The following is a 19,039-nucleotide window of genomic DNA, read 5'->3' as shown; positions in this document are numbered from 1 at the left end:
AACGTGTATAATGATTCTTGTAAACGATTGCAGGAGGTAGAAATCATTCTCAAATCAGAACGTAAACAAGTCATTTTAGACACGATAAAAGAACAGCAATTTGTCCGCTTAGAAGACCTGGTCGACTTGCTCCATTCTTCTGAATCAACGGTCAGACGTGATTTGGATGAATTGGAACTAGCAGGGAAACTCCGTCGTGTGCATGGTGGGGCTGAAAGTCTTCCAAATTTACAGGAAGAAGAGTCAATAGTTCAAAAATCTGTCAAAAACGTTCAAGAAAAACGGCAGATCGCTCAAAAAGCTGCCAGTTTTGTAGAGGACGGCGATGTGATCTTTCTCGATGCGGGAACGACGACGGAACTACTGATTGATTATTTATCAGCAAAGGGCTTGACGATTGTCACCAATTCGGTTCACCATGCTGTTAAGCTGGTAGATAAAGGGTTTTATACCATTATCGTAGGTGGTAAGGTCAAGGGCTCAACGGATGCTTCTATTGGGGCAGTTGCCTTGGAGCAGATTCGTCAGTTGCATTTCACGAAAGCCTTTCTTGGCATGAATGGGGTCGATACCAATGACTATACGACGCCAGATGTGGAAGAGGCAGCCATTAAGCGGACGGTGTTGCACAATGCGAGTCAGGTGTATGTACTGGTTGATCCGTCCAAACTGGGTCACATTTCTTTTACAAAAGTAGCAGAAATTAGGCAGGCAGATTTGATTTGTCTCGCTACCGATAGCAATCTAATGACAACTATAAAGAAAAAAACGAGGGTAATTGAAGTATGATTTATACAGTCACCTTAAACCCTGCGATTGACTATATTGTACGTCTCACGCATATTGAGTCATCCGCGGTCAATCGTATGGACAGTAGCGATACTTTTGCTGGTGGTAAGGGAATTAATGTCAGCCGGATTTTACAACGGCTTGGTTATGCCAGTACAGCGACTGGCTTTGTCGGTGGATTTACGGGAGAATTTATCAAAAATGGTCTAGTAGCAGAAGCGATTGGGACAAAGTTTGTCCAAGTGGACCAAGATACCCGTATCAATGTCAAAATCAAGGCGGACCAAGAAACGGAAATCAACGGTCTAGGTCCAGTCGTGACCGACGAGCAGTTGGCAGAGTTAGAAGATATTTTGTCACATGTGACAGCAGACGATACTGTAGTCTTTGCGGGTTCAGCCCCTGCTAGCCTGGGCAATCAAGTTTACAATCGCTTGATTCCGCAAGCGAAAAAAGCAGGTGCAGAAGTGATCTGCGATTTTGAGGGTCAAACCTTGCTCGATTCCTTGACACACGAGCCTCTCTTGGTCAAACCTAACAATCATGAACTCGAAGCGATTTTCGGTGTAACGTTTGATTCGCGAGAGGACATCGTGCGCTACGCCAAAGAAATTCTTGCCAAGGGAGCTAAAAATGTCATCGTATCCATGGCAGGTGACGGAGCACTCCTTGTGACAGGAGATGCGACCTATTTTGCTAAACCGATTAAGGGAACGGTAAAAAATTCAGTTGGAGCAGGGGATTCGATGGTTGCGGGCTTTGCAGGCGAATACACCAAGTCGCACAATCCGATTGGAGCACTGAAATGGGGAGTGGCTTGCGGGACCGCAACAGCTTTCTCAGATGATTTAGCAAGTATTGATTTTATTCGGGAAATGTATGAAAAAGTGGAGGTAGAAACCCTATGAAAATTCAAGATGTCTTGAAACAGGACGCGATGTTGCTGGATTTACAAGCAACAACAAAAGAAGCTGTCATTGATGAAATGATTACTAGCCTTGCTGAGCACGGCGTAGTCAGTGATGCTGCAGCTTTTAAGACAGGTATTATGAACCGTGAGGCTCAGACCACAACAGGGCTCGGTGACGGGATTGCCATGCCTCATAGTAAAAATGCAGCGGTTAAGGAAGCAACCGTTCTCTTTGCCAAATCAAACAAAGGTGTGGACTACGAGAGTTTGGACGGTCAGCCAACGGACTTGTTCTTTATGATTGCAGCGCCAGAAGGGGCTAACGATACTCACTTGGCTGCTCTGGCAGAATTGTCTAAATACTTGATGAAGCCAGGATTTGCAGATAAACTCCGTCAGGTTTCATCTCCAGCGGATGTGGTTGCCGTCTTTGATGAGGCTGAAGCAGCTGATAAAGCAGAAAGTGAAGTGGTGGCAGAGCAAACCAGTACAGTAGCTGAAAAAGCCTTCATCGTAGCCGTGACAGCTTGTACGACAGGGATTGCCCATACCTACATGGCAGAAGAAGCTCTCAAAAAACAAGCTGCTGAAATGGGCGTAGACATCAAGGTGGAAACCAATGGTGCATCTGGTATTGGTAATAAATTGACAACAGACGATATCAAGCGTGCTAAGGGTGTTATCATTGCAGCAGATAAGGCGGTTGAAATGGCACGTTTCAATGGTAAACCACTCGTATCTCGTCCAGTAGCAGACGGTATCAAAAAGACAGAAGAATTGCTTAACATCGTCCTAAAAGGCGAAGCAAACACCTATCAAGCCAAAGAAGAGGCTAGTGTAGAAGAGGCTGCTGAGAAATTGAGTCTTGGAAAAGCCTTTTACAAGCACTTGATGAGTGGTGTGTCACAAATGTTACCATTCGTTATCGGTGGCGGTATCTTGATTGCACTTGCCTTTCTCATCGATAATGTCATGGGTGTGCCCCAAGACAGTCTTTCTAGCCTTGGTTCTTACAATGAATTAGCATCGATGTTCATGCAGATTGGTAGTGCGGCCTTTGGTTTCATGTTGCCACTTCTTGCAGGTTACATTGCTTACTCAATTGCTGAAAAACCAGGTCTGATTGCAGGTTTCGTAGCTGGTGCTATTGCGAAAGATGGTCTTGCCTATGGAAAAATTCCATTTGGTGCAGCGACAGGTGACATTCCAGCAGCTGTATCATCTGGTTTCCTAGGTGCGCTTGTCGGTGGTTTTTTGGCTGGTGCCGTCATTCTTGGCTTGCGAAAAGCCTTGGAACATTTACCAAAATCTCTCGAAGGAATCAAATCAATCCTCCTCTTGCCACTTCTTGGTGCGATGATTACGGGATTTGTGATGTTCTTTGTCAATATCCCAATGGCCACTATCAATACAGGCATGAATGATTTCCTAAGCGGACTAGAAGGAAGCTCCGCAATTATCCTCGGGCTTGTCCTTGGGGGCATGATGGCCGTAGATATGGGTGGTCCGGTTAATAAAGCAGCCTACGTTTTTGGTACAGGAACTCTTGCAGCAACCGTTGCAAATGGTGGCTCTGTTGCTATGGCAGCGGTTATGGCAGGTGGTATGGTACCTCCTCTTGCGGTCTTTGTTGCGACCCTCTTGTTCAAGGATAAATTCACCAAAGAAGAACGAAACTCAGGCTTGACCAACATTGTCATGGGCTTGTCATTCATTACCGAAGGTGCGATTCCGTTTGGTGCAGCTGACCCAGCACGTGCCATCCCAAGTTTTGTCGCAGGTTCAGCCCTTACAGGAGCTTTAGTCGGCTTGTCTGGTATCAAGTTAATGGCACCACACGGTGGAATCTTCGTCATTGCGCTCACTAGCAATCCGCTTCTTTACCTTGTCTTTGTCCTTATCGGAGCAATTGTATCAGGTGTCCTATTTGGTGCTTTGCGTAAGGCGAAATAGATAAACAATAGTAAACCTTATCGTTGAATCGATAAGGTTTTTTCTCAGTTTCACAAAAAATATGGTATAATATTCGTATTACCATTTTGAGGAGAATACTATGAACGTAATTCGTGAAAAGGCACTAGTCAATCAGTATCATTTTGATGCCCGTAATCTAGAATGGGAAGAAAAAAATGGCGTTCCAACGACTCGATTAACAGTCGATTTTCAATTGGTTGAACACAATGCCCAAGAGAATAAAACCTCAATCGTGGTCATCTTGCGGTTTATGATCGTCTTGGATCACTTTGTGATTTCAGGAGCTATGAGCCAAGGTGTGTATATTTTGGAACAGTTGGTTCGAGAAGTGGATGAATTTAGTGAAGAGGACAAACGATTCTTAGTCAATCCGCTCTTGGATATCTTGCAACGTTTAACCTATGAAGTAACAGAAATCGCCCTGGATGCCCCGGGTGTGAATTTGGAGATTTAGAATGAAATTAGCAGTCATTACAGACTCATCAGCTGTGCTACAGGATGCCGCACAAAATGAGCATTTGTTTGTATTAACGATTCCTGTCACAATTGGCAATAAGACCTATATCGAGGGAAAAGATTTAAGTGTTGAAGAATTTTACCAGAAAATGGCAGCAGAAGCAGAGTTGCCAAAGACCAGTCAGCCAAGCCTCTCAGAGCTAGAAGAAACCCTAGATCGTTTACAAAAAGAAGGCTATACGCATGTGATTGGACTTTTCTTGTCATCTGGTATTTCTGGCTTTTATCAAAATATCCAGTATCTCAAGGATGAATTTGACGGGATGACCATTGCCTTTCCGGACAGCAAGATTACCTCAGCGCCGCTTGGTATGATGGTGGAGACAATCTTTAAACGTTGTGAAGCTGGTGTGCCGTTTGAGGAAATCTTGGATAAGCTAGAGCAAGAGATTGCAGGGACTAAAGCCTTTATCATGGTTGATGATCTGGATCATTTGGTCAAGGGTGGGCGTCTTTCAAATGGAGCTGCGCTATTAGGGAACTTGCTCAGTATCAAGCCGATTTTGTACTTTACAGATGAAGGTAAGATTGAGGTCTATGAGAAGGTTCGTACCGAGAAAAAAGCAGTCAAACGTTTATTAGAAATCTTGCAAGAAGAGACCAAGAATGGCTCTTATCAGATTGCTGTGATTCATGCCAATGCACCGCAAAAAGCAGAAGAATTTAAAGAATTATTACAAGAAAATGGTATCGAATGGCATTTGCCGATTGTATCTTTTGGCTCGGTCATTGGTACGCACTTGGGTGAAGGGGCGATTGCCTTTGGTATTTCACCGATTATTGACTAGGAGTAGTGGATGACAATTCAAGTAATTATCGCAGGTTTTAAGGGGAGAATGGGCTCGACTGCCCTCAACATGATTAACGAGGATAAGGACTTGGCACTTGCTGCCTTGGTTGATCCGTGTGCGACAGAAACAGAGATTGACGGTGTACCTGTTTTTACCTCAAAAGAAGCTTTGATTGGTTTTTCAGCGGATGTTTGGGTCGATTTTACATCGCCAGCCTTCGCTTATGAAAATAGCAAGTTCGCTTTGGAAAATGGCTTTGCACCTGTTGTGGGAACAACGGGCTTTACCCCAGAAGAAATCGAAGAGTTGATTGCCTTGTCTGCTGAGAAGAAGATTGGAGGTTTGATTGCCCCAAACTTTGCCATTGGAGCCATTTTACTCATGCAATTTGCAGCACAGGCAGCTAAGTATTTCCCAAATCTAGAAATTATTGAGCTTCATCATGACAAGAAAAAAGATGCGCCGAGCGGAACAGCGATTAAGACAGCAGAGTTGATTTCACAGGTTCGAGCGCGTCAGCAGCAGGGTCTAGCAGATGAAGAAGAACTTATGGCAGGCGCACGAGGTGCAGCGTTTGACGGCATGAGGATTCACTCGGTTCGTTTGCCGGGCTTAGTTGCGCATCAAGAAGTCATTTTCGGGGCGCAGGGTGAGGGTTTGACCATTCGCCATGATTCGTATGATCGTAGCTCCTTTATGAGCGGTGTGAATTTAGGAATAAAAGAAGTAGTCAGACGAGAACAACTCGTTTATGGTTTGGAACAGTTATTATGAGATTACACAATCTGCCTTCTGAATTTCAGGAGGCTTTGCCGATTTTAGAGAAAATAAAACAAGCGGGCTTTGAGGCGTATTTTGTCGGAGGTTCGGTGCGAGATGCGATTTTAGGACGGCCCATTCACGATGTAGACATTGCCTCATCGAGCTATCCAGAAGAGACAAAGGCTATTTTTCCACGCACGATTGACGTGGGAATTGAGCATGGGACAGTATTGGTTTTAGAAGACCATGGTGAGTATGAAATCACGACTTTTCGGACAGAGGATGTCTATGTTGACTACCGTCGTCCAAGTCAGGTGGCTTTTGTGCGCTCTTTGGAAGAGGATCTGAAACGCCGTGATTTTACGGTCAATGCCTTTGCCTTGGATGAAGAAGCGAGAATTATTGATAAGTTTGATGGCTTACAGGATTTAGAACAGAAGACCTTGCGGGCAGTCGGCACTGCGACCGAGCGTTTTAACGAAGATGCTTTGCGGATTATGCGTGGTTTCCGATTTGCGGCAAGCCTTGAGTTTAGCATCGAAGAAGCGACTTTTGAGGCCATGAAAGAAACAGCGCCTCTCTTAGAGAAGATATCGGTTGAACGCATTTTCGTCGAATTTGATAAACTTTTACTAGCAAAAGGCTGGCGCAGGGGAATGGAAGCTTTGGTTGCTTCAAAAGCTTATGATTACCTGCCTGATATGAAAGGGAAGGAGAAGCACTTAACAGCCTTTCTTGCCTCCTTTGCAGAAGACTTTATCTTTCAGACATCAGAACAGGCTTGGGCAGTGTTGATCGTTTATCTGGAAATTAAAGATGCCAAATCCTTCCTCAAGCACTGGAAAACCAGCAATGATTTTCAGCGGACAGTGATAAAGCTAGTAGAGATTTACCACTTGCGCAAGCAAGATTCTGTGACCAAGCAGACCTGCTATCGGTACGGGAAGGAGTTGCTCTATCTGGTAGAAGAGGTTAGACAGGCCCAAGAGCTGGCTGTTGATTACAAACTAATTGATACGATGGATGAGTCTTTGACTATTCATGATAAGCATGAGATTGTGGTCAAGGGTGGCGATGTGATGACGACCTTACAGATTAAACAGGGACCGCTTCTTGGTCGCTTACTAAATGAGGTAGAGCATGCGATTGTCGAGGGAGACTTGGCCAATGAGGTTGCGCCAATCATGGCCTTTCTAAAGGAGAAGATAGAGAATGAGTGATTTTATCGTTGAAAAATTATCCAAGTCGATGGGAGACAAGACCGTTTTTTCAGATATCTCCTTTATCATTCATTCCTACGACCGTATCGGAATTATCGGGGTCAATGGAACAGGGAAAACAACGCTACTGGATGTCTTGTTTGGTAAGCTGGGCTTTGATGGCGATGTCTCTCCTTTTCGGACAAAAAATGACTATACGATTGCCTATTTGACCCAAGAGCCTGAGTTTGAGGATGACAAGACGATTTTAGATACAGTTTTGTCATCAGATTTACGGGAAATCCAGCTCATTCGTCAGTATGAGCACCTCGTTACAGATTATAGCGAGGAAAACCAAGCAAGATTAGAGAAGACCATGGCAGAAATGGATGCGCTGAATGCTTGGGACATTGAGCATCAGATTAAGACTGTTTTGTCAAAACTTGGCTTGAACGATACCAACCAACGTGTGGGAGACTTGTCAGGTGGTCTGCGCCGCCGGGTGCAGTTGGCACAAGTCCTATTAGGAGATGATGATTTGTTGCTTCTTGATGAGCCGACCAATCATCTCGATATTGAGACGATCGAGTGGCTGACGACTTTCTTGAAACAGGCTAAAAAGACAGTCCTTTTCATTACCCATGACCGTTATTTTTTGGATAATGTGGCAACCCGAATTTTTGAACTAGACCGTGCTAGTCTAACCGAGTATCAAGGGAATTATCAAGATTATGTCCGCTTGAAAGCAGAGCAGGACGAGCGTGATGCAGCGCTGCGCCATAAAAAAGAACAGCTGTACAAGCAGGAATTGGACTGGATGCGCAGACAGCCTCAGGCACGAGCAACCAAGCAACAAGCGCGGATCAATCGCTTTCATGATTTGAAATCGGACTTGGCTTACAAGAATGAAGACAGCAATCTGGAAATCAATTTTGAAACCAGCCGTATCGGAAAAAAAGTCATCGAGTTCAAGCAGGTGGATTTTGCCTATCCGGCTAAGACGATTTTAAGCCACTTTGATTTGCTGGTTCAAAACAAAGATCGAATTGGAATTGTCGGTGATAACGGAAGAGGCAAGTCTACGCTACTCAATCTGATTGCAGGTCAAATACAGCCTACAGGCGGTCAATTGATTGTAGGAGAGACCATCCGTGTCGGCTATTTCTCCCAGCAGATTCAGGGATTGGATGAAAATAAGCGGGTCATCAATTTTCTTCAAGAGGTGGCAGAAGAAGCCGAAACCACCTCAGGTATGGTCTCGATTGCAGAACTTTTGGAGCAATTTCTCTTTCCACGCAACACCCACGGAACACTGATTCAAAAGCTGTCGGGCGGTGAGAAAAAAAGGCTCTATCTCTTGAAAATCTTGTTAGAACGCCCGAATGTCTTACTACTTGATGAGCCGACCAATGACCTTGACATTGAGACCTTGACTGTATTGGAGCATTTTCTCTTAGGCTTTGCAGGTCCCGTCATTACGGTCAGCCACGATCGTTATTTCCTAGATAAGGTCGCAACTAAAATCTTAGCCTTTGAAGAGGTGGGTGTTCGGACCTTCTTTGGAAATTATACGGATTATCTGGATGAAAAGGCCTTTCTAGCATCTGTAGCAGCAACTGCAGCGACTCCTGTCAAAGAAAAGCAGGAAAAGGTATGTGGCAAACAAAAACGTATGTCCTACTTTGAAAAGCAGGAATGGGCGACCATTGAAGAGGATATTGCAACTTTAGAAGAAAGCATAGCAGAAATCGAAGCTGCCATGCAGACCTGTGGTAGTGATTTTACACGGCTATCAGACTTGCAAAAGGAATTAGAGGCGCAAAATGAAGTTCTGCTTGAAAAATACGAACGCTATGAGTACCTCAGCGAATTGAGTGAAGGCTAGTGTGACAGGAGAGAAGTTGATATGAAAATCATCATGATAGCCTATATGGGGATTTATCTGATTGTGACTTTACTAGCTGCCACATACAGCTATTTCAAGACCAAGCGGATGAACCGCCTCTGCCTTTTTCTGACTCTAGGAGCTTGTTTGCTTTTGCTTGTGATTCTGATTTCCTACTGTCAAGGCTACGATCCCTTGCAAATGGTAGGCTTTGCTCTAGGATTTACCCTGATTTCCAGCCTCTTTCTTTATAATGGGACGAGAGAAGGGGCTCAGTTTGTCTACACCTTCTTGTTTAGCGCAGGTCGTTTCCTACTTCACTTACAATTTTTGATTTTACTATATATTTTTCGGTAAAATGTAGTGCAAACCTTTGCAATGTGATATAATGAGGCGAAGAATTATTTTATAAGGAGTATCTTATGGCAAAGAAAATTATTGGTATTGACCTTGGTGGCACCTCTGTGAAATTTGCGATTTTGACAGTTCAAGGCGACATTCAAGAAAAATGGTCGATTAAGACCAATATTTTAGACGAAGGTAGCCATATCGTGCCAGATATCATCGACAGTATTAAGTATCATTTTGAAACACACCAGTTGACAAAAGATGATTTCCTAGGGATCGGTATGGGTTCCCCAGGTGTAGTCGATAGCAATGCAGGAACGGTTATCGGAGCTTACAACCTCAACTGGAAAACCTTACAGCCAATTAAAGAACAGATTGAAACAGCAATTGGCTTACCATTTTTCATCGATAATGATGCCAACGTAGCTGCTCTAGGTGAGCAGTGGGTTGGTGCAGGAAGCAATAATCCTGACGTTGTCTTTATGACCCTTGGAACAGGTGTCGGTGGCGGTGTCATCGCAGACGGCAACCTCATTCACGGATTTGGTGGTGCTGGAGGTGAACTTGGTCACATCACCGTTGATTTTGAAGCCCCAATTGCCTGTACCTGTGGTAAAAAAGGATGTTTGGAAACTGTTGCCTCAGCAACTGGTATCGTGAACCTAACTCGCCGTTATGCAGATACTTACGCAGGCGATGCAGAATTGAAAAAACGCATTGACGATGGTCAAGAGGTGACTGCAAAAGATGTCTTTGACCTTGCTAAAGAAGGAGATGACCTTGCTCTTATCGTCTACCGCAATTTCTGCCGTTACTTGGGGACAGCGTGTGCCAATATCGCAGCAGTCTTGAATCCAGCCTACATCGTCCTTGGTGGTGGTGTTTCAGCAGCAGGTGACTTCTTGCTAGAAGGGGTGAACGAAGTCTACCTTCAAAATTCCTTCCCTCAGATTGCTCAAACGACCAAACTTGCCCTAGCAAATTTAGGAAATGATGCAGGTGTTCTTGGTGCCGCATCGCTTGTCTTGAAATAGGGATTAAAAAACGAACAGGAGGTTGGGATTTGTCCCTGCTTCTTTTTCTATCCACCGAGACATTAGAAAAAGGACAAAATACTAGAGAAGTGATATACTAGATTCATGACAAAAGCAGATATCATTTTTAAAGAAAATATCCAAAAAATCATGAACGAAGGTGTCTTTTCAGAAAATGCTCGCCCTCGTTATAAGGATGGCAATGTCGCCAATTCCAAGTACATTACAGGCTCTTTTGCTGAGTATGACTTATCAAAGGGAGAGTTTCCCATTACCACCCTGCGTCCGATTCCCATCAAGTCAGCTATTAAGGAAGTCTGCTGGATTTACCAAGACCAGACCAATAGTCTTTCTGTTCTAAATGACAAGTATGGCGTGACCTACTGGAATGACTGGGAAGTGGGAGAAACAGGCACTATCGGTGAGCGCTACGGGGCTGTTGTCAAGAAGCATCAGATTATGGATAAGATTCTCAAACAGCTGGCAGACAATCCTTGGAACCGTCGCAATATCATTTCTCTCTGGGATTATGAGGCTTTTGAGGAGACAGAGGGGCTATTGCCTTGTGCCTTTCAGACCATGTTTGATGTCAGACGCGTGGACGGTGAGATGTATCTGGATGCGACCCTTACCCAGCGCAGTAATGATATGCTGGTTGCTCACCATATCAATGCCATGCAGTACGTGGCTCTTCAGATGATGATTGCCAAACACTTCGGTTGGAAGGTTGGGAAATTCTTCTATTTTATTAACAACCTGCACATCTATGACAACCAATTTGAACAGGCAAACGAATTACTCAACCGCACTCCGAGTGATTGCCGGCCACGTTTGATTTTGAATGTACCATACGGGACTAATTTCTATGACATCAAGCCAGAAGATTTTGAGCTGGTCGATTATAATCCAGTGAAACCACAACTGAAGTTTGATTTAGCGATTTAATGGGTGAATACCAACAATAGAATAGTAAATCAGGGTGCTAGGCCATGCCTAGTCTCTGCATTTTTTGTCGAATTTTGATAGAATATAGTCAAGTTAAACTAAAAAAAGGAAGAGACAATGACAAAGAAGATTTCAGCCATTTGGGCACAGGATGAACAAGGTTTGATTGGTAAAGAAGGAAGTCTCCCTTGGTCATTGAAAGCTGATTTAGAGCATTTCAAGCAGACAACGACCGGTCACGCAATGGTTATGGGACGGGTCACCTTTGACGGTATGGGCAAGCGTGTGCTTCCCAATCGTATCTCGATTATCCTGACGCACGATACGGATTACCAAGTGGAGCATGAACGTGTCCTCGTGATGCATAGTGTTGAAGAGGTGTTGGACTGGTATGAGAAGCAGGATAAAAATCTTTACGTGATTGGCGGAGGACAGATATTCACAGCTTTTGAAGCCTATACAGATGAGCTTGTAAAGACGGATATTCATGCTAGCTTTGAAGGAGACACTTATTTTCCAACGACCTTTGATTGGTCTGTATTTGAGGAAGTCGGCGTGACACGATACGAGCGAGATGCAGAAAATCCAGTTGACTTCACCGTGAGAATATTTGAAAGAAAAGAGAACTAATCATGCAGAAAAGTTTATTTGGTTTATTTACTGCGATTTTATGCGGTATCTGTGTGCTTTGCTCCATTCAGGCTTTCCAAAAAAAGCGGTACGGGCTAGCCACCCTCTTTCTCTTAAATGCAGTGACCAATTTAGTGAACAGTATTCATGCCTTTTATGGCGTATTATTTTAGATAGGGATAGGATAGAAAAAGAATGCCAAAACATCATCACCAAGTAGAGCTTATTCATTGCTCATTTTGTGGAAAAAATCAAGAAGAAGTAAAGAAAATCATCGCAGGAAATAATGTCTTTATCTGCAATGAATGTGTGGAGTTAGCCCAAGAGATTATTCGTGAAGAATTAGCAGAAGAAGTCTTGACAGACCTGGCTGACACACCAAAACCGCAAGAGTTGCTTACGATTTTAAACCACTATGTCATCGGACAAGACCGTGCCAAACGTGCCTTGGCAGTAGCGGTTTACAACCATTACAAACGGATTAATTTCCAAGATAGCCGCGAAGAAAATGATGTGGATTTACAAAAATCAAACATCCTCATGATTGGCCCGACTGGTTCTGGTAAGACCTTTCTGGCTCAGACCTTGGCCAAGAGTTTAAATGTTCCCTTTGCCATTGCGGACGCGACAGCTTTGACGGAAGCAGGTTATGTGGGAGAAGATGTTGAAAATATCCTCCTAAAACTACTCCAGGCAGCTGATTTTAATATTGACCGTGCAGAGCGCGGCATCATCTACGTCGATGAAATTGATAAAATCGCAAAAAAAGGCGAAAATGTCTCCATTACGCGTGATGTTTCGGGAGAAGGGGTGCAGCAGGCTCTACTGAAAATCATTGAGGGAACGGTAGCTAGTGTACCACCACAGGGAGGTCGCAAGCATCCGCAACAGGAAATGATTCAACTCGATACGAAAAATATCCTCTTTATCGTAGGAGGAGCCTTTGACGGGATTGAAGAAATTGTCAAACAGCGGATGGGAGAAAAAATCATCGGTTTTGGTCACAATAACCGTTCCATTGATGAGAAAGAATCTTATATGCAGCACATCATTGCAGACGATATCCAAAAATTTGGCATTATTCCTGAGTTAATCGGTCGCCTGCCTGTCTTTGCAGCCCTTGACCAGTTGACAACAGAAGATTTGATTCGCATTTTGACAGAACCGAAAAATGCCCTTGTCAAGCAGTATCAAACCCTGCTTTCTTATGACGGCGTAGAATTGGATTTTGATCAGGAAGCGCTTGAAGAAATCGCCAAACGGGCAATTGAACGTAAGACAGGGGCACGCGGATTGCGCTCCATCATTGAAGAAACCATGCTCGATGTCATGTTTGAAGTACCGAGCCAAGACGAAGTGAAGCGCGTGCGGATTACCAAAGAAGCAGTAGGTGGTAAGGCACAACCAATCTTAGAGACGGCATAAGGAGAGCAGATGGAAATCAATACAAACAATGCAGCAATCCTTTTAAGTGCAGTTTCAAAGGCTCAGTATCCTCAAGATGATATGCCAGAAATTGCTCTGGCTGGACGCTCCAATGTTGGAAAATCTTCTTTTATCAACACTCTACTTGGACGGAAAAACCTTGCGCGGACTTCTAGCAAGCCCGGTAAGACCCAGCAATTAAATTTCTATAATATTGACGATAAGATTCGCTTTGTCGATGTGCCTGGGTATGGCTATGCCAAGGTCTCAAAGACGGAGCGGGCCAAATGGGGCAAGATGATTGAAGAATACCTAACCAGCCGTGACAATCTTCGGGTGGTTGTGAGTTTGGTCGATATGCGCCATGAACCGTCTGCTGATGATGTTCAAATGTACGAGTTCTTGAAATACTATGAGATTCCCGTTATCGTTGTGGCGACAAAGGCAGACAAGATTCCACGAGGCAAGTGGAACAAGCATGAATCCATGATTAAGAAAAAACTCGATTTTGATGCGAACGACCAATTTATCGTCTTTTCATCGGAGACCAAATATGGATTTGATCAGGCTTGGGACAGTATTTTGAGTGAAATTTAGCAAAATGTAGCGAAATACTACATTTGCTAAATTTTTTATTATTTTTGAGTAAAAACTCTTGCAAATCAACAGAAAGTATGATAGTATAGATGAGGTTTGGAAAAACTGACCTAAGACAGTAGGGGAGTTCAACTCATAAACATCCTACCGAGGCACAAAACGGATAGAAACGTATTTGTACTTTCGTGTCTAGGTTTGGCGCGTTTTTTTATTGAAACAAGCTCGAACCCAAAATAATAACGGAGGTAAAACACTAATGAGTGAAGCTATTATTGCTAAAAAAGCAGAATTGGTTGATCAAGTTGCTGAGAAGATGAAAGCTGCTGCATCTATCGTAGTGGTGGACGCACGCGGTTTGACTGTTGAGCAAGATACTGTTCTTCGTCGTAATCTTCGTGGAAGCGAGGTTGAGTACAAAGTGATTAAAAACTCAATCTTGCGTCGTGCAGCTGAAAAAGCTGGTTTGGAAGAACTGGCATCCATTTTTGTCGGTCCATCTGCGATTGCATTTTCAAACGAAGATGTTATTGCACCAGCAAAAATCATGAACGACTTTGCTAAAACTGCTGAAGCACTTGAAATCAAGGGTGGTGCAATTGAAGGTAAAGTTTCTTCAAAAGAAGAAATTCAAGCTCTTGCGGCATTGCCAAACAGAGAAGGCATGCTTTCTATGCTCTTATCTGTACTTCAAGCGCCAGTTCGCAACGTTGCATACGCAGTCAAAGCTGTTGCAGAAAGCAAAGAAGAAGCTGCTTAAGGCAACAACAAGTAGCCTAGTGCTACAACCATCTATTATTTATTAAAAAACAAAATTATTTGGAGGAAATTACAATGGCATTGAACATTGAAAACATTATTGCTGAAATTAAAGAAGCTTCAATCCTTGAGCTTAACGATCTTGTAAAAGCGATCGAAGAAGAATTTGGTGTAACTGCGGCTGCTCCTGTAGCGGTTGCTGCAGCTGGTGCTGCTGACGCTGGTGCTGCTAAAGATTCATTCGATGTTGAATTGACATCTGCTGGCGACAAAAAAGTTGGCGTTATCAAAGTTGTACGTGAAATCACAGGTCTTGGTCTTAAAGAAGCGAAAGAACTTGTTGACGGTGCACCTGCAGTCGTTAAAGAAGGCGTTGCAACTGCAGAAGCTGAAGAAATCAAAGCGAAATTGGAAGAAGCTGGAGCTTCAGTTACTCTTAAATAAGAGTCACATCATAATTAGATTGCGGAATCCCTATTTACCAGTCTTTGAGAGCGATAAGCGATTGATAGAAACTGATAAATTGATTTGGTTTCCTGCCAAAAATCCTGCCAAAAATTCTTTGGCAGGATTTTTGTTTTAATAAATTTTCGGGGGTAGACATTAAATTATCTACCCCTTTTTTTGCGTTTTGGAGGAAATTATGCAAAAGGAAGAACAGTCATCACGTCAATTCGTGAAGTGCCATCTCATGACTATCATGGGAGTTGATAGTGAGAAAGCAACTCTGCTAGTTGATGAAATGGAACAAATAGGTCTAATCCAATTTGATGATTTTGGAAATGTTGGACTTTTAGTCTTGGAGGGACAATCATGAAACGTATTACCGCTAGTCAGTATCAGACATCTGAGCGTTATTATAAGCTCCCCAAACTCTTGTTTGAGAGTGAACGGTATAAGAATATGAAACTGGAGGTTAAGGTAGCCTGCGTGGTTTTAAAAGACCGCTTGGAATTATCTCTGAGTAGGGGATGGATTGATGAGGATGGGGCGATTTATCTAATCTATTCCAATTCAAATCTGATGGCTCTTTTAGGCTGTTCAAAGTCAAAATTACTCTCTATCAAGAAAAGCTTACGTGGATATGGCTTAATTGATGAAGTCCAACAGTCCTCTAGCGAAAAAGGCTAAATGGCAAATAAAATTTACTTGGGGGAATTAGAACATGAACCTAACCCAGTCTTACATTCAGACGGGGCTAGTGTTAAAAAACACTAGGGAGTCTCAAAGAAAGACGGGGCCGGTCTTAAATTCAGTCCCTAGTGAGACTGAAGGAAGTGAGACTAAATATAGTGTGAAGGGAGTGATTCCCTTATTGAGGACGAGGAGGAGAGGCAGTTAGTAGATGAAAAACAAGAAGGAACGGGTCTAAAAGTCACCTATCAAAAGGTTGATGACACGGACAAGCTAGTCTATGTCAATCCTGCCTTTTACTTTCCAAAGGTAATCCAAGTACAGACCACCATTCTTCCAACTATCGGTCAGGTTGGGGGCGATGAGTTTGAGAGAGCCAAGGCTATATATGACTACCTCAAAAGTAAAGGTGCGACCAATCAAGCCATCGCAGCTATTCTAGGTAACTGGTCGGTAGAATCCTCCATCAACTCGAAACGGGCTGAAGGCGACTATCTATCTCCACCTGTTGGTGCGTCAGATGGCTCTTGGGATGATGAGGGCTGGCTCTCGCTCAATGGTCCAACTATTTACAATGGACGTTACCCCAATATTCTAAAACGTGGCTTGGGCTTGGGACAGTGGACGGATACAGCAGATGGGTCACGCAGACATACCTTGTTGCTGGAATATGCCAAAGGAAAACATCAAAAATGGTATGACTTGGGTTTGCAACTGAATTTCATGTTGCATGGGGACAGTCCTTATTACACCAATTGGTTAAAAGAATTTTTCAAAAATTCAGGCAGTCCAGCTAGTCTTGCCCAACTCTTTCTCATTTATTGGGAGGGGAATTCAGGAGATAAACTACTTGAACGTCAGACACGAGCAAGTGAGTGGTATTACCAAATTGAAAAAGGTTTTAGCCAGCCAAATGGAGGAACGGCACAAAGCGATCCAAAAACTCTTGAAGCAGTCAGAGGGGATCTCTTTGAAAACTCAATTCCAGGAGGTGGTGACGGTATGGGATATGCTTACGGCCAGTGTACGTGGGGAGTCGCATCCCGTATCAACCAGCTGGGTCTAAAACTCAAAGGTAAAAATGGTGAGAAAATTTCAATTATCAGAAGCTCCTAAAACGCTACAAGCAGCCCTTTCCAAACAAAAAATTCAGCCTAAAGGAGCTTTTCAAGTTTTCATGCCTGAAGACCCACAAGCCTTTTATGAATCTTATGTGACCAAGGGGGAGAATATTACCATTGTCACTCCGATGACGGTTTTGGAAACCATGCTTAATTCAGGGAACTCTTATGAAAACGTGGCTTATCAGGTGGACTTTGGTCAGGCTTATGAAACCAACACGGTGACCAATTTTGTCCCTAAAGTAACTCCACATAAGTCTAATACCAATCAAGAAGGTATTTCAATTGATGGAAAGACTGTTCTTCCGAATACGGTCAATTATTACAAAATTGTCTTGGATTACAGTCAATACAAGGACATGGTCGTGACGGATGATGTTCTTGCCAAGGGATTTTACCTGGTAGACGATTACCCAGAAGAAGCCCTTACCCTAAATCCTGATGGCATTCAAGTTTTGGATAAGGATGGCAATCGTGTATCTGGTATCTCTGTCAGCACCTACGCTAGTTTGTCAGAAGCTCCGAAAGTCGTCCAAGATGCCATGGCTAAACGTCAGTTTACACCTAAAGGAGCCATTCAGGTCCTTAGTAGCGATGATCCCAAAAACTTTTATGAGACCTATGTGAAGACTGGTCAAACCTTAGTTGTCACGCTTCCGATGACGGTTAAAAATGAGTTGACCAAAACAGGTGGTCAGTATGAAAATACAGCCTATCAGATTGATTTTGGCTTGGCCTATGTCACGGAAACAGTGGTCAATAATGTTCCCAAACTAGACCCACAAAAAGATGTGGTGATTGACTTGTCTCATAAGGATGACAGCCTTGATGGTAAAGAAGTGGCCTTGCATCAACCCTTTAACTATCGTTTGGTTGGAGCTTTGATTCCAAGCAATCGTGCGACTGATTTATTTGAATATGGTTTTGAAGATAACTATGATGAAAAACATGATGAGTATAATGGTGTTTATCGCAGCTATCTGATGACGGATGTCATCCTTAAAGACGGTTCTGTCTTAAAAGAAGGAACGGAAGTTACGAAATATACCTTGCAACAAGTGGATACAGAAAATGGCCTAGTGTCAATTTCATTTGATAAATCCTTCTTAGAGACTATCTCTGATGATTCAGCGTTTCAGGCAGATGTTTACCTGCAGATGAAACGGATTGCGACTGGTCAGGTGGAGAATACCTATCTCCATACAGTGAATGGCTATGTCATCAGCTCAAATACAGTTGTAACACATACACCTCGACCTGAAGAACCAAGTCCAAATCAACCCACACCACCTCAACCACCAATTGAGACTATAGAACCGCCTGTTCCAGCAAGCATTTTGCCAAATACAGGGGAACAGGAATCCCTTTTGGGCTTGATTGGAGCTGGTATTCTACTTGGTACGGCTTATGGACTGAAGAAAAAGGAGGAGAAGTAGATGAATCCAAAAACTATTTATGAAAAGGATTCAGACCAAGATGGTTTGACAGATGCTCAGGAACTGGCTTTCGGAACCAATCCGCAGTCTGTTGACACAGATGGTGATGGTCAAGCTGATTTAGAAGAGCTACAATCTGGACATTCACCACTAGTCCCACAAAAGGAGTTGTGTGATGGCTTGGAACTTTGACACCATGAAAGAGGCTTTGTCTGAAATGGAGAAGGTCGATTACCAAGAGTTTATCAAAGCCTTTCTCTCTTTGGAATTAAGTATTTCTGATAGAACAATCCTCAATCAGGTTTATCAAGATTATATGGATGAGGATGACCTATCCTTGATTAGTGATGAGCTACGAGTTAAAGTTGATAGTTATCAGGATGAAGTACAGGCAGATATGACTGACATTTTGGAAAAGTTGTACCGAACAGGTGAAGGCTCTAGTTTTATTATGGATTTAATGTCCTCAAATAGTCTCTCAGACACCTTGGAACAGTATGAGGTTTTGGATAGTGACGATTATTCACCACTTAGCCTTGAAACCTTACAGGCCATGATTCAACAGGACTTGGCTATTTCCAGTCGGGATTATTTTGGAGATCTGGTTCACCTTTTTTAGCAGCAACATAGATTTCAACACCAAATTTCGCATAAACTTTAGAGTTAGCACCATCTTTGGCAGTTTTTTTTGGCAACAATATTGGCCACTTACGTCCCATGGGTAGTCTCCTTTGTAAAGATTATTTTTATTTTAGCATGATTAATTGATTTGGACACCCTAAAGCCT

19 protein-coding genes, 5 pseudogenes and 1 other annotated feature are annotated in these 19,039 nt (G+C 43.2%); of the genes and pseudogenes, 23 read left to right on the top strand and 1 reads right to left on the bottom strand.

The genetic code is table 11. The annotated features are described in order from the left end of the window. The first annotated feature begins 3 nt into the window (after nucleotides 1–3). The 23 genes and pseudogenes from E4T82_RS03370 to E4T82_RS03265 form a co-directional block, all read left to right on the top strand. Entirely contained in the window at nucleotides 4–789 is a 786-nt protein-coding gene (locus E4T82_RS03370) for a DeoR/GlpR family DNA-binding transcription regulator (protein WP_135181469.1), read from the top strand. Beyond that, nucleotides 786–1,697: a 1-phosphofructokinase gene (gene pfkB, locus E4T82_RS03365; protein ID WP_135181468.1), complete on the top strand. Its 912-nt coding sequence runs from the start codon at nucleotides 786–788 to the stop codon at nucleotides 1,695–1,697. Before E4T82_RS03370 ends, pfkB begins: the two co-directional genes overlap by 4 nt. After that, nucleotides 1,694–3,652, top strand: a complete 1,959-nt coding sequence (locus tag E4T82_RS03360) for a PTS fructose transporter subunit IIABC (RefSeq protein WP_135181467.1) — start codon at nucleotides 1,694–1,696, stop codon at nucleotides 3,650–3,652. Before pfkB ends, E4T82_RS03360 begins: the two co-directional genes overlap by 4 nt. Before the next feature lie 100 nt (nucleotides 3,653–3,752). Then, a complete protein-coding gene (locus E4T82_RS03355) occupies nucleotides 3,753–4,127 on the top strand; it encodes a DUF1149 family protein (RefSeq protein ID WP_135181466.1) in 375 nt (124 codons plus the stop codon). 1 nt (nucleotide 4,128) lies between these two features. Beyond that, nucleotides 4,129–4,977 (top strand): DegV family protein, encoded by an 849-nt coding sequence (locus E4T82_RS03350; RefSeq protein ID WP_135181465.1) that lies wholly within the window; start codon nucleotides 4,129–4,131, stop codon nucleotides 4,975–4,977. 9 nt (nucleotides 4,978–4,986) lie between these two features. After that, on the top strand, nucleotides 4,987–5,754 hold the full coding sequence (dapB, locus tag E4T82_RS03345) for a 4-hydroxy-tetrahydrodipicolinate reductase (RefSeq protein ID WP_135181464.1): 768 nt from the start codon (nucleotides 4,987–4,989) through the stop codon (nucleotides 5,752–5,754). Further along, the gene (locus E4T82_RS03340) at nucleotides 5,751–6,962 is read left to right on the top strand and encodes a CCA tRNA nucleotidyltransferase (protein WP_135181463.1); all 1,212 of its coding nucleotides are present in this window, start codon (nucleotides 5,751–5,753) and stop codon (nucleotides 6,960–6,962) included. The genes dapB and E4T82_RS03340 overlap by 4 nt, the downstream gene beginning before the upstream one ends. Then, on the top strand, nucleotides 6,955–8,826 hold the full coding sequence (locus tag E4T82_RS03335) for an ABC-F family ATP-binding cassette domain-containing protein (protein ID WP_135181462.1): 1,872 nt from the start codon (nucleotides 6,955–6,957) through the stop codon (nucleotides 8,824–8,826). Before E4T82_RS03340 ends, E4T82_RS03335 begins: the two co-directional genes overlap by 8 nt. 21 nt (nucleotides 8,827–8,847) lie before the next feature. Next, entirely contained in the window at nucleotides 8,848–9,183 is a 336-nt protein-coding gene (locus E4T82_RS03330; protein WP_135181461.1) for a hypothetical protein, read from the top strand. 65 nt (nucleotides 9,184–9,248) lie between these two features. Beyond that, complete coding sequence (locus E4T82_RS03325) at nucleotides 9,249–10,208, top strand: ROK family glucokinase (RefSeq protein WP_135181460.1); 960 nt, start codon at nucleotides 9,249–9,251, stop codon at nucleotides 10,206–10,208. Between the two features lie 105 nt (nucleotides 10,209–10,313). Then, entirely contained in the window at nucleotides 10,314–11,153 is an 840-nt protein-coding gene (locus E4T82_RS03320; protein WP_135181459.1) for a thymidylate synthase, read from the top strand. 117 nt (nucleotides 11,154–11,270) lie between these two features. Then, nucleotides 11,271–11,783 (top strand): dihydrofolate reductase, encoded by a 513-nt coding sequence (locus E4T82_RS03315; RefSeq protein WP_135181458.1) that lies wholly within the window; start codon nucleotides 11,271–11,273, stop codon nucleotides 11,781–11,783. A 2-nt stretch (nucleotides 11,784–11,785) separates the two neighbouring features. Beyond that, the gene (locus E4T82_RS03310) at nucleotides 11,786–11,956 is read left to right on the top strand and encodes a hypothetical protein (protein ID WP_089503441.1); all 171 of its coding nucleotides are present in this window, start codon (nucleotides 11,786–11,788) and stop codon (nucleotides 11,954–11,956) included. 22 nt (nucleotides 11,957–11,978) lie between these two features. Beyond that, nucleotides 11,979–13,208, top strand: a complete 1,230-nt coding sequence (clpX, locus tag E4T82_RS03305) for an ATP-dependent Clp protease ATP-binding subunit ClpX (protein WP_135181457.1) — start codon at nucleotides 11,979–11,981, stop codon at nucleotides 13,206–13,208. Nucleotides 13,209–13,217: 9 nt separating this feature from the next. Then, nucleotides 13,218–13,805: a ribosome biogenesis GTP-binding protein YihA/YsxC gene (gene yihA / locus E4T82_RS03300; protein ID WP_135181456.1), complete on the top strand. Its 588-nt coding sequence runs from the start codon at nucleotides 13,218–13,220 to the stop codon at nucleotides 13,803–13,805. A gap of 91 nt (nucleotides 13,806–13,896) precedes the next feature. Continuing rightward, nucleotides 13,897–14,024 (top strand) — a sequence feature (ribosomal protein L10 leader region). Nucleotides 14,025–14,061: 37 nt separating this feature from the next. Next, the gene (gene rplJ, locus E4T82_RS03295) at nucleotides 14,062–14,562 is read left to right on the top strand and encodes a 50S ribosomal protein L10 (protein ID WP_135181455.1); all 501 of its coding nucleotides are present in this window, start codon (nucleotides 14,062–14,064) and stop codon (nucleotides 14,560–14,562) included. A 74-nt stretch (nucleotides 14,563–14,636) separates the two neighbouring features. Then, nucleotides 14,637–15,005 (top strand): 50S ribosomal protein L7/L12, encoded by a 369-nt coding sequence (gene rplL, locus E4T82_RS03290; RefSeq protein ID WP_061564003.1) that lies wholly within the window; start codon nucleotides 14,637–14,639, stop codon nucleotides 15,003–15,005. 199 nt (nucleotides 15,006–15,204) lie between these two features. Further along, nucleotides 15,205–15,378, top strand: coding sequence for a hypothetical protein (locus E4T82_RS03285; RefSeq protein ID WP_135181454.1), 174 nt, complete (start codon nucleotides 15,205–15,207; stop codon nucleotides 15,376–15,378). Beyond that, nucleotides 15,375–15,920: pseudogene (locus E4T82_RS12440) on the top strand (replication initiator protein A); the annotation flags it as partial. The gene E4T82_RS03285 and the pseudogene E4T82_RS12440, both read left to right, overlap by 4 nt. Then, a pseudogene (locus E4T82_RS03280) lies at nucleotides 15,918–16,799 on the top strand (phage tail tip lysozyme); the annotation flags it as partial. The pseudogenes E4T82_RS12440 and E4T82_RS03280, both read left to right, overlap by 3 nt. Further along, a pseudogene (locus tag E4T82_RS03275) lies at nucleotides 16,792–18,252 on the top strand (SspB-related isopeptide-forming adhesin); the annotation flags it as partial. The pseudogenes E4T82_RS03280 and E4T82_RS03275, both read left to right, overlap by 8 nt. Next, nucleotides 18,253–18,444 (top strand): calcium-binding protein, encoded by a 192-nt coding sequence (locus tag E4T82_RS03270; RefSeq protein WP_024376811.1) that lies wholly within the window; start codon nucleotides 18,253–18,255, stop codon nucleotides 18,442–18,444. After that, nucleotides 18,428–18,865 (top strand): annotated as a pseudogene (locus E4T82_RS03265) (hypothetical protein); the annotation flags it as partial. The gene E4T82_RS03270 and the pseudogene E4T82_RS03265, both read left to right, overlap by 17 nt. Here E4T82_RS03265 and E4T82_RS03260 read toward each other — a convergent pair. Further along, nucleotides 18,840–18,971 (bottom strand): annotated as a pseudogene (locus E4T82_RS03260) (YebC/PmpR family DNA-binding transcriptional regulator); the annotation flags it as partial. The pseudogenes E4T82_RS03265 and E4T82_RS03260 overlap by 26 nt on opposite strands. Nucleotides 18,972–19,039: the final 68 nt, after the last annotated feature.

Source organism: Streptococcus cuniculi (assembly GCF_004570575.1).
In the GTDB taxonomy this organism is placed as follows: Bacteria; Bacillota; Bacilli; order Lactobacillales; family Streptococcaceae; genus Streptococcus; species Streptococcus cuniculi_A.
Note: the sequence above shows the minus strand (reverse complement) of the source record. Positions and strands in the feature narration are given on the sequence as shown.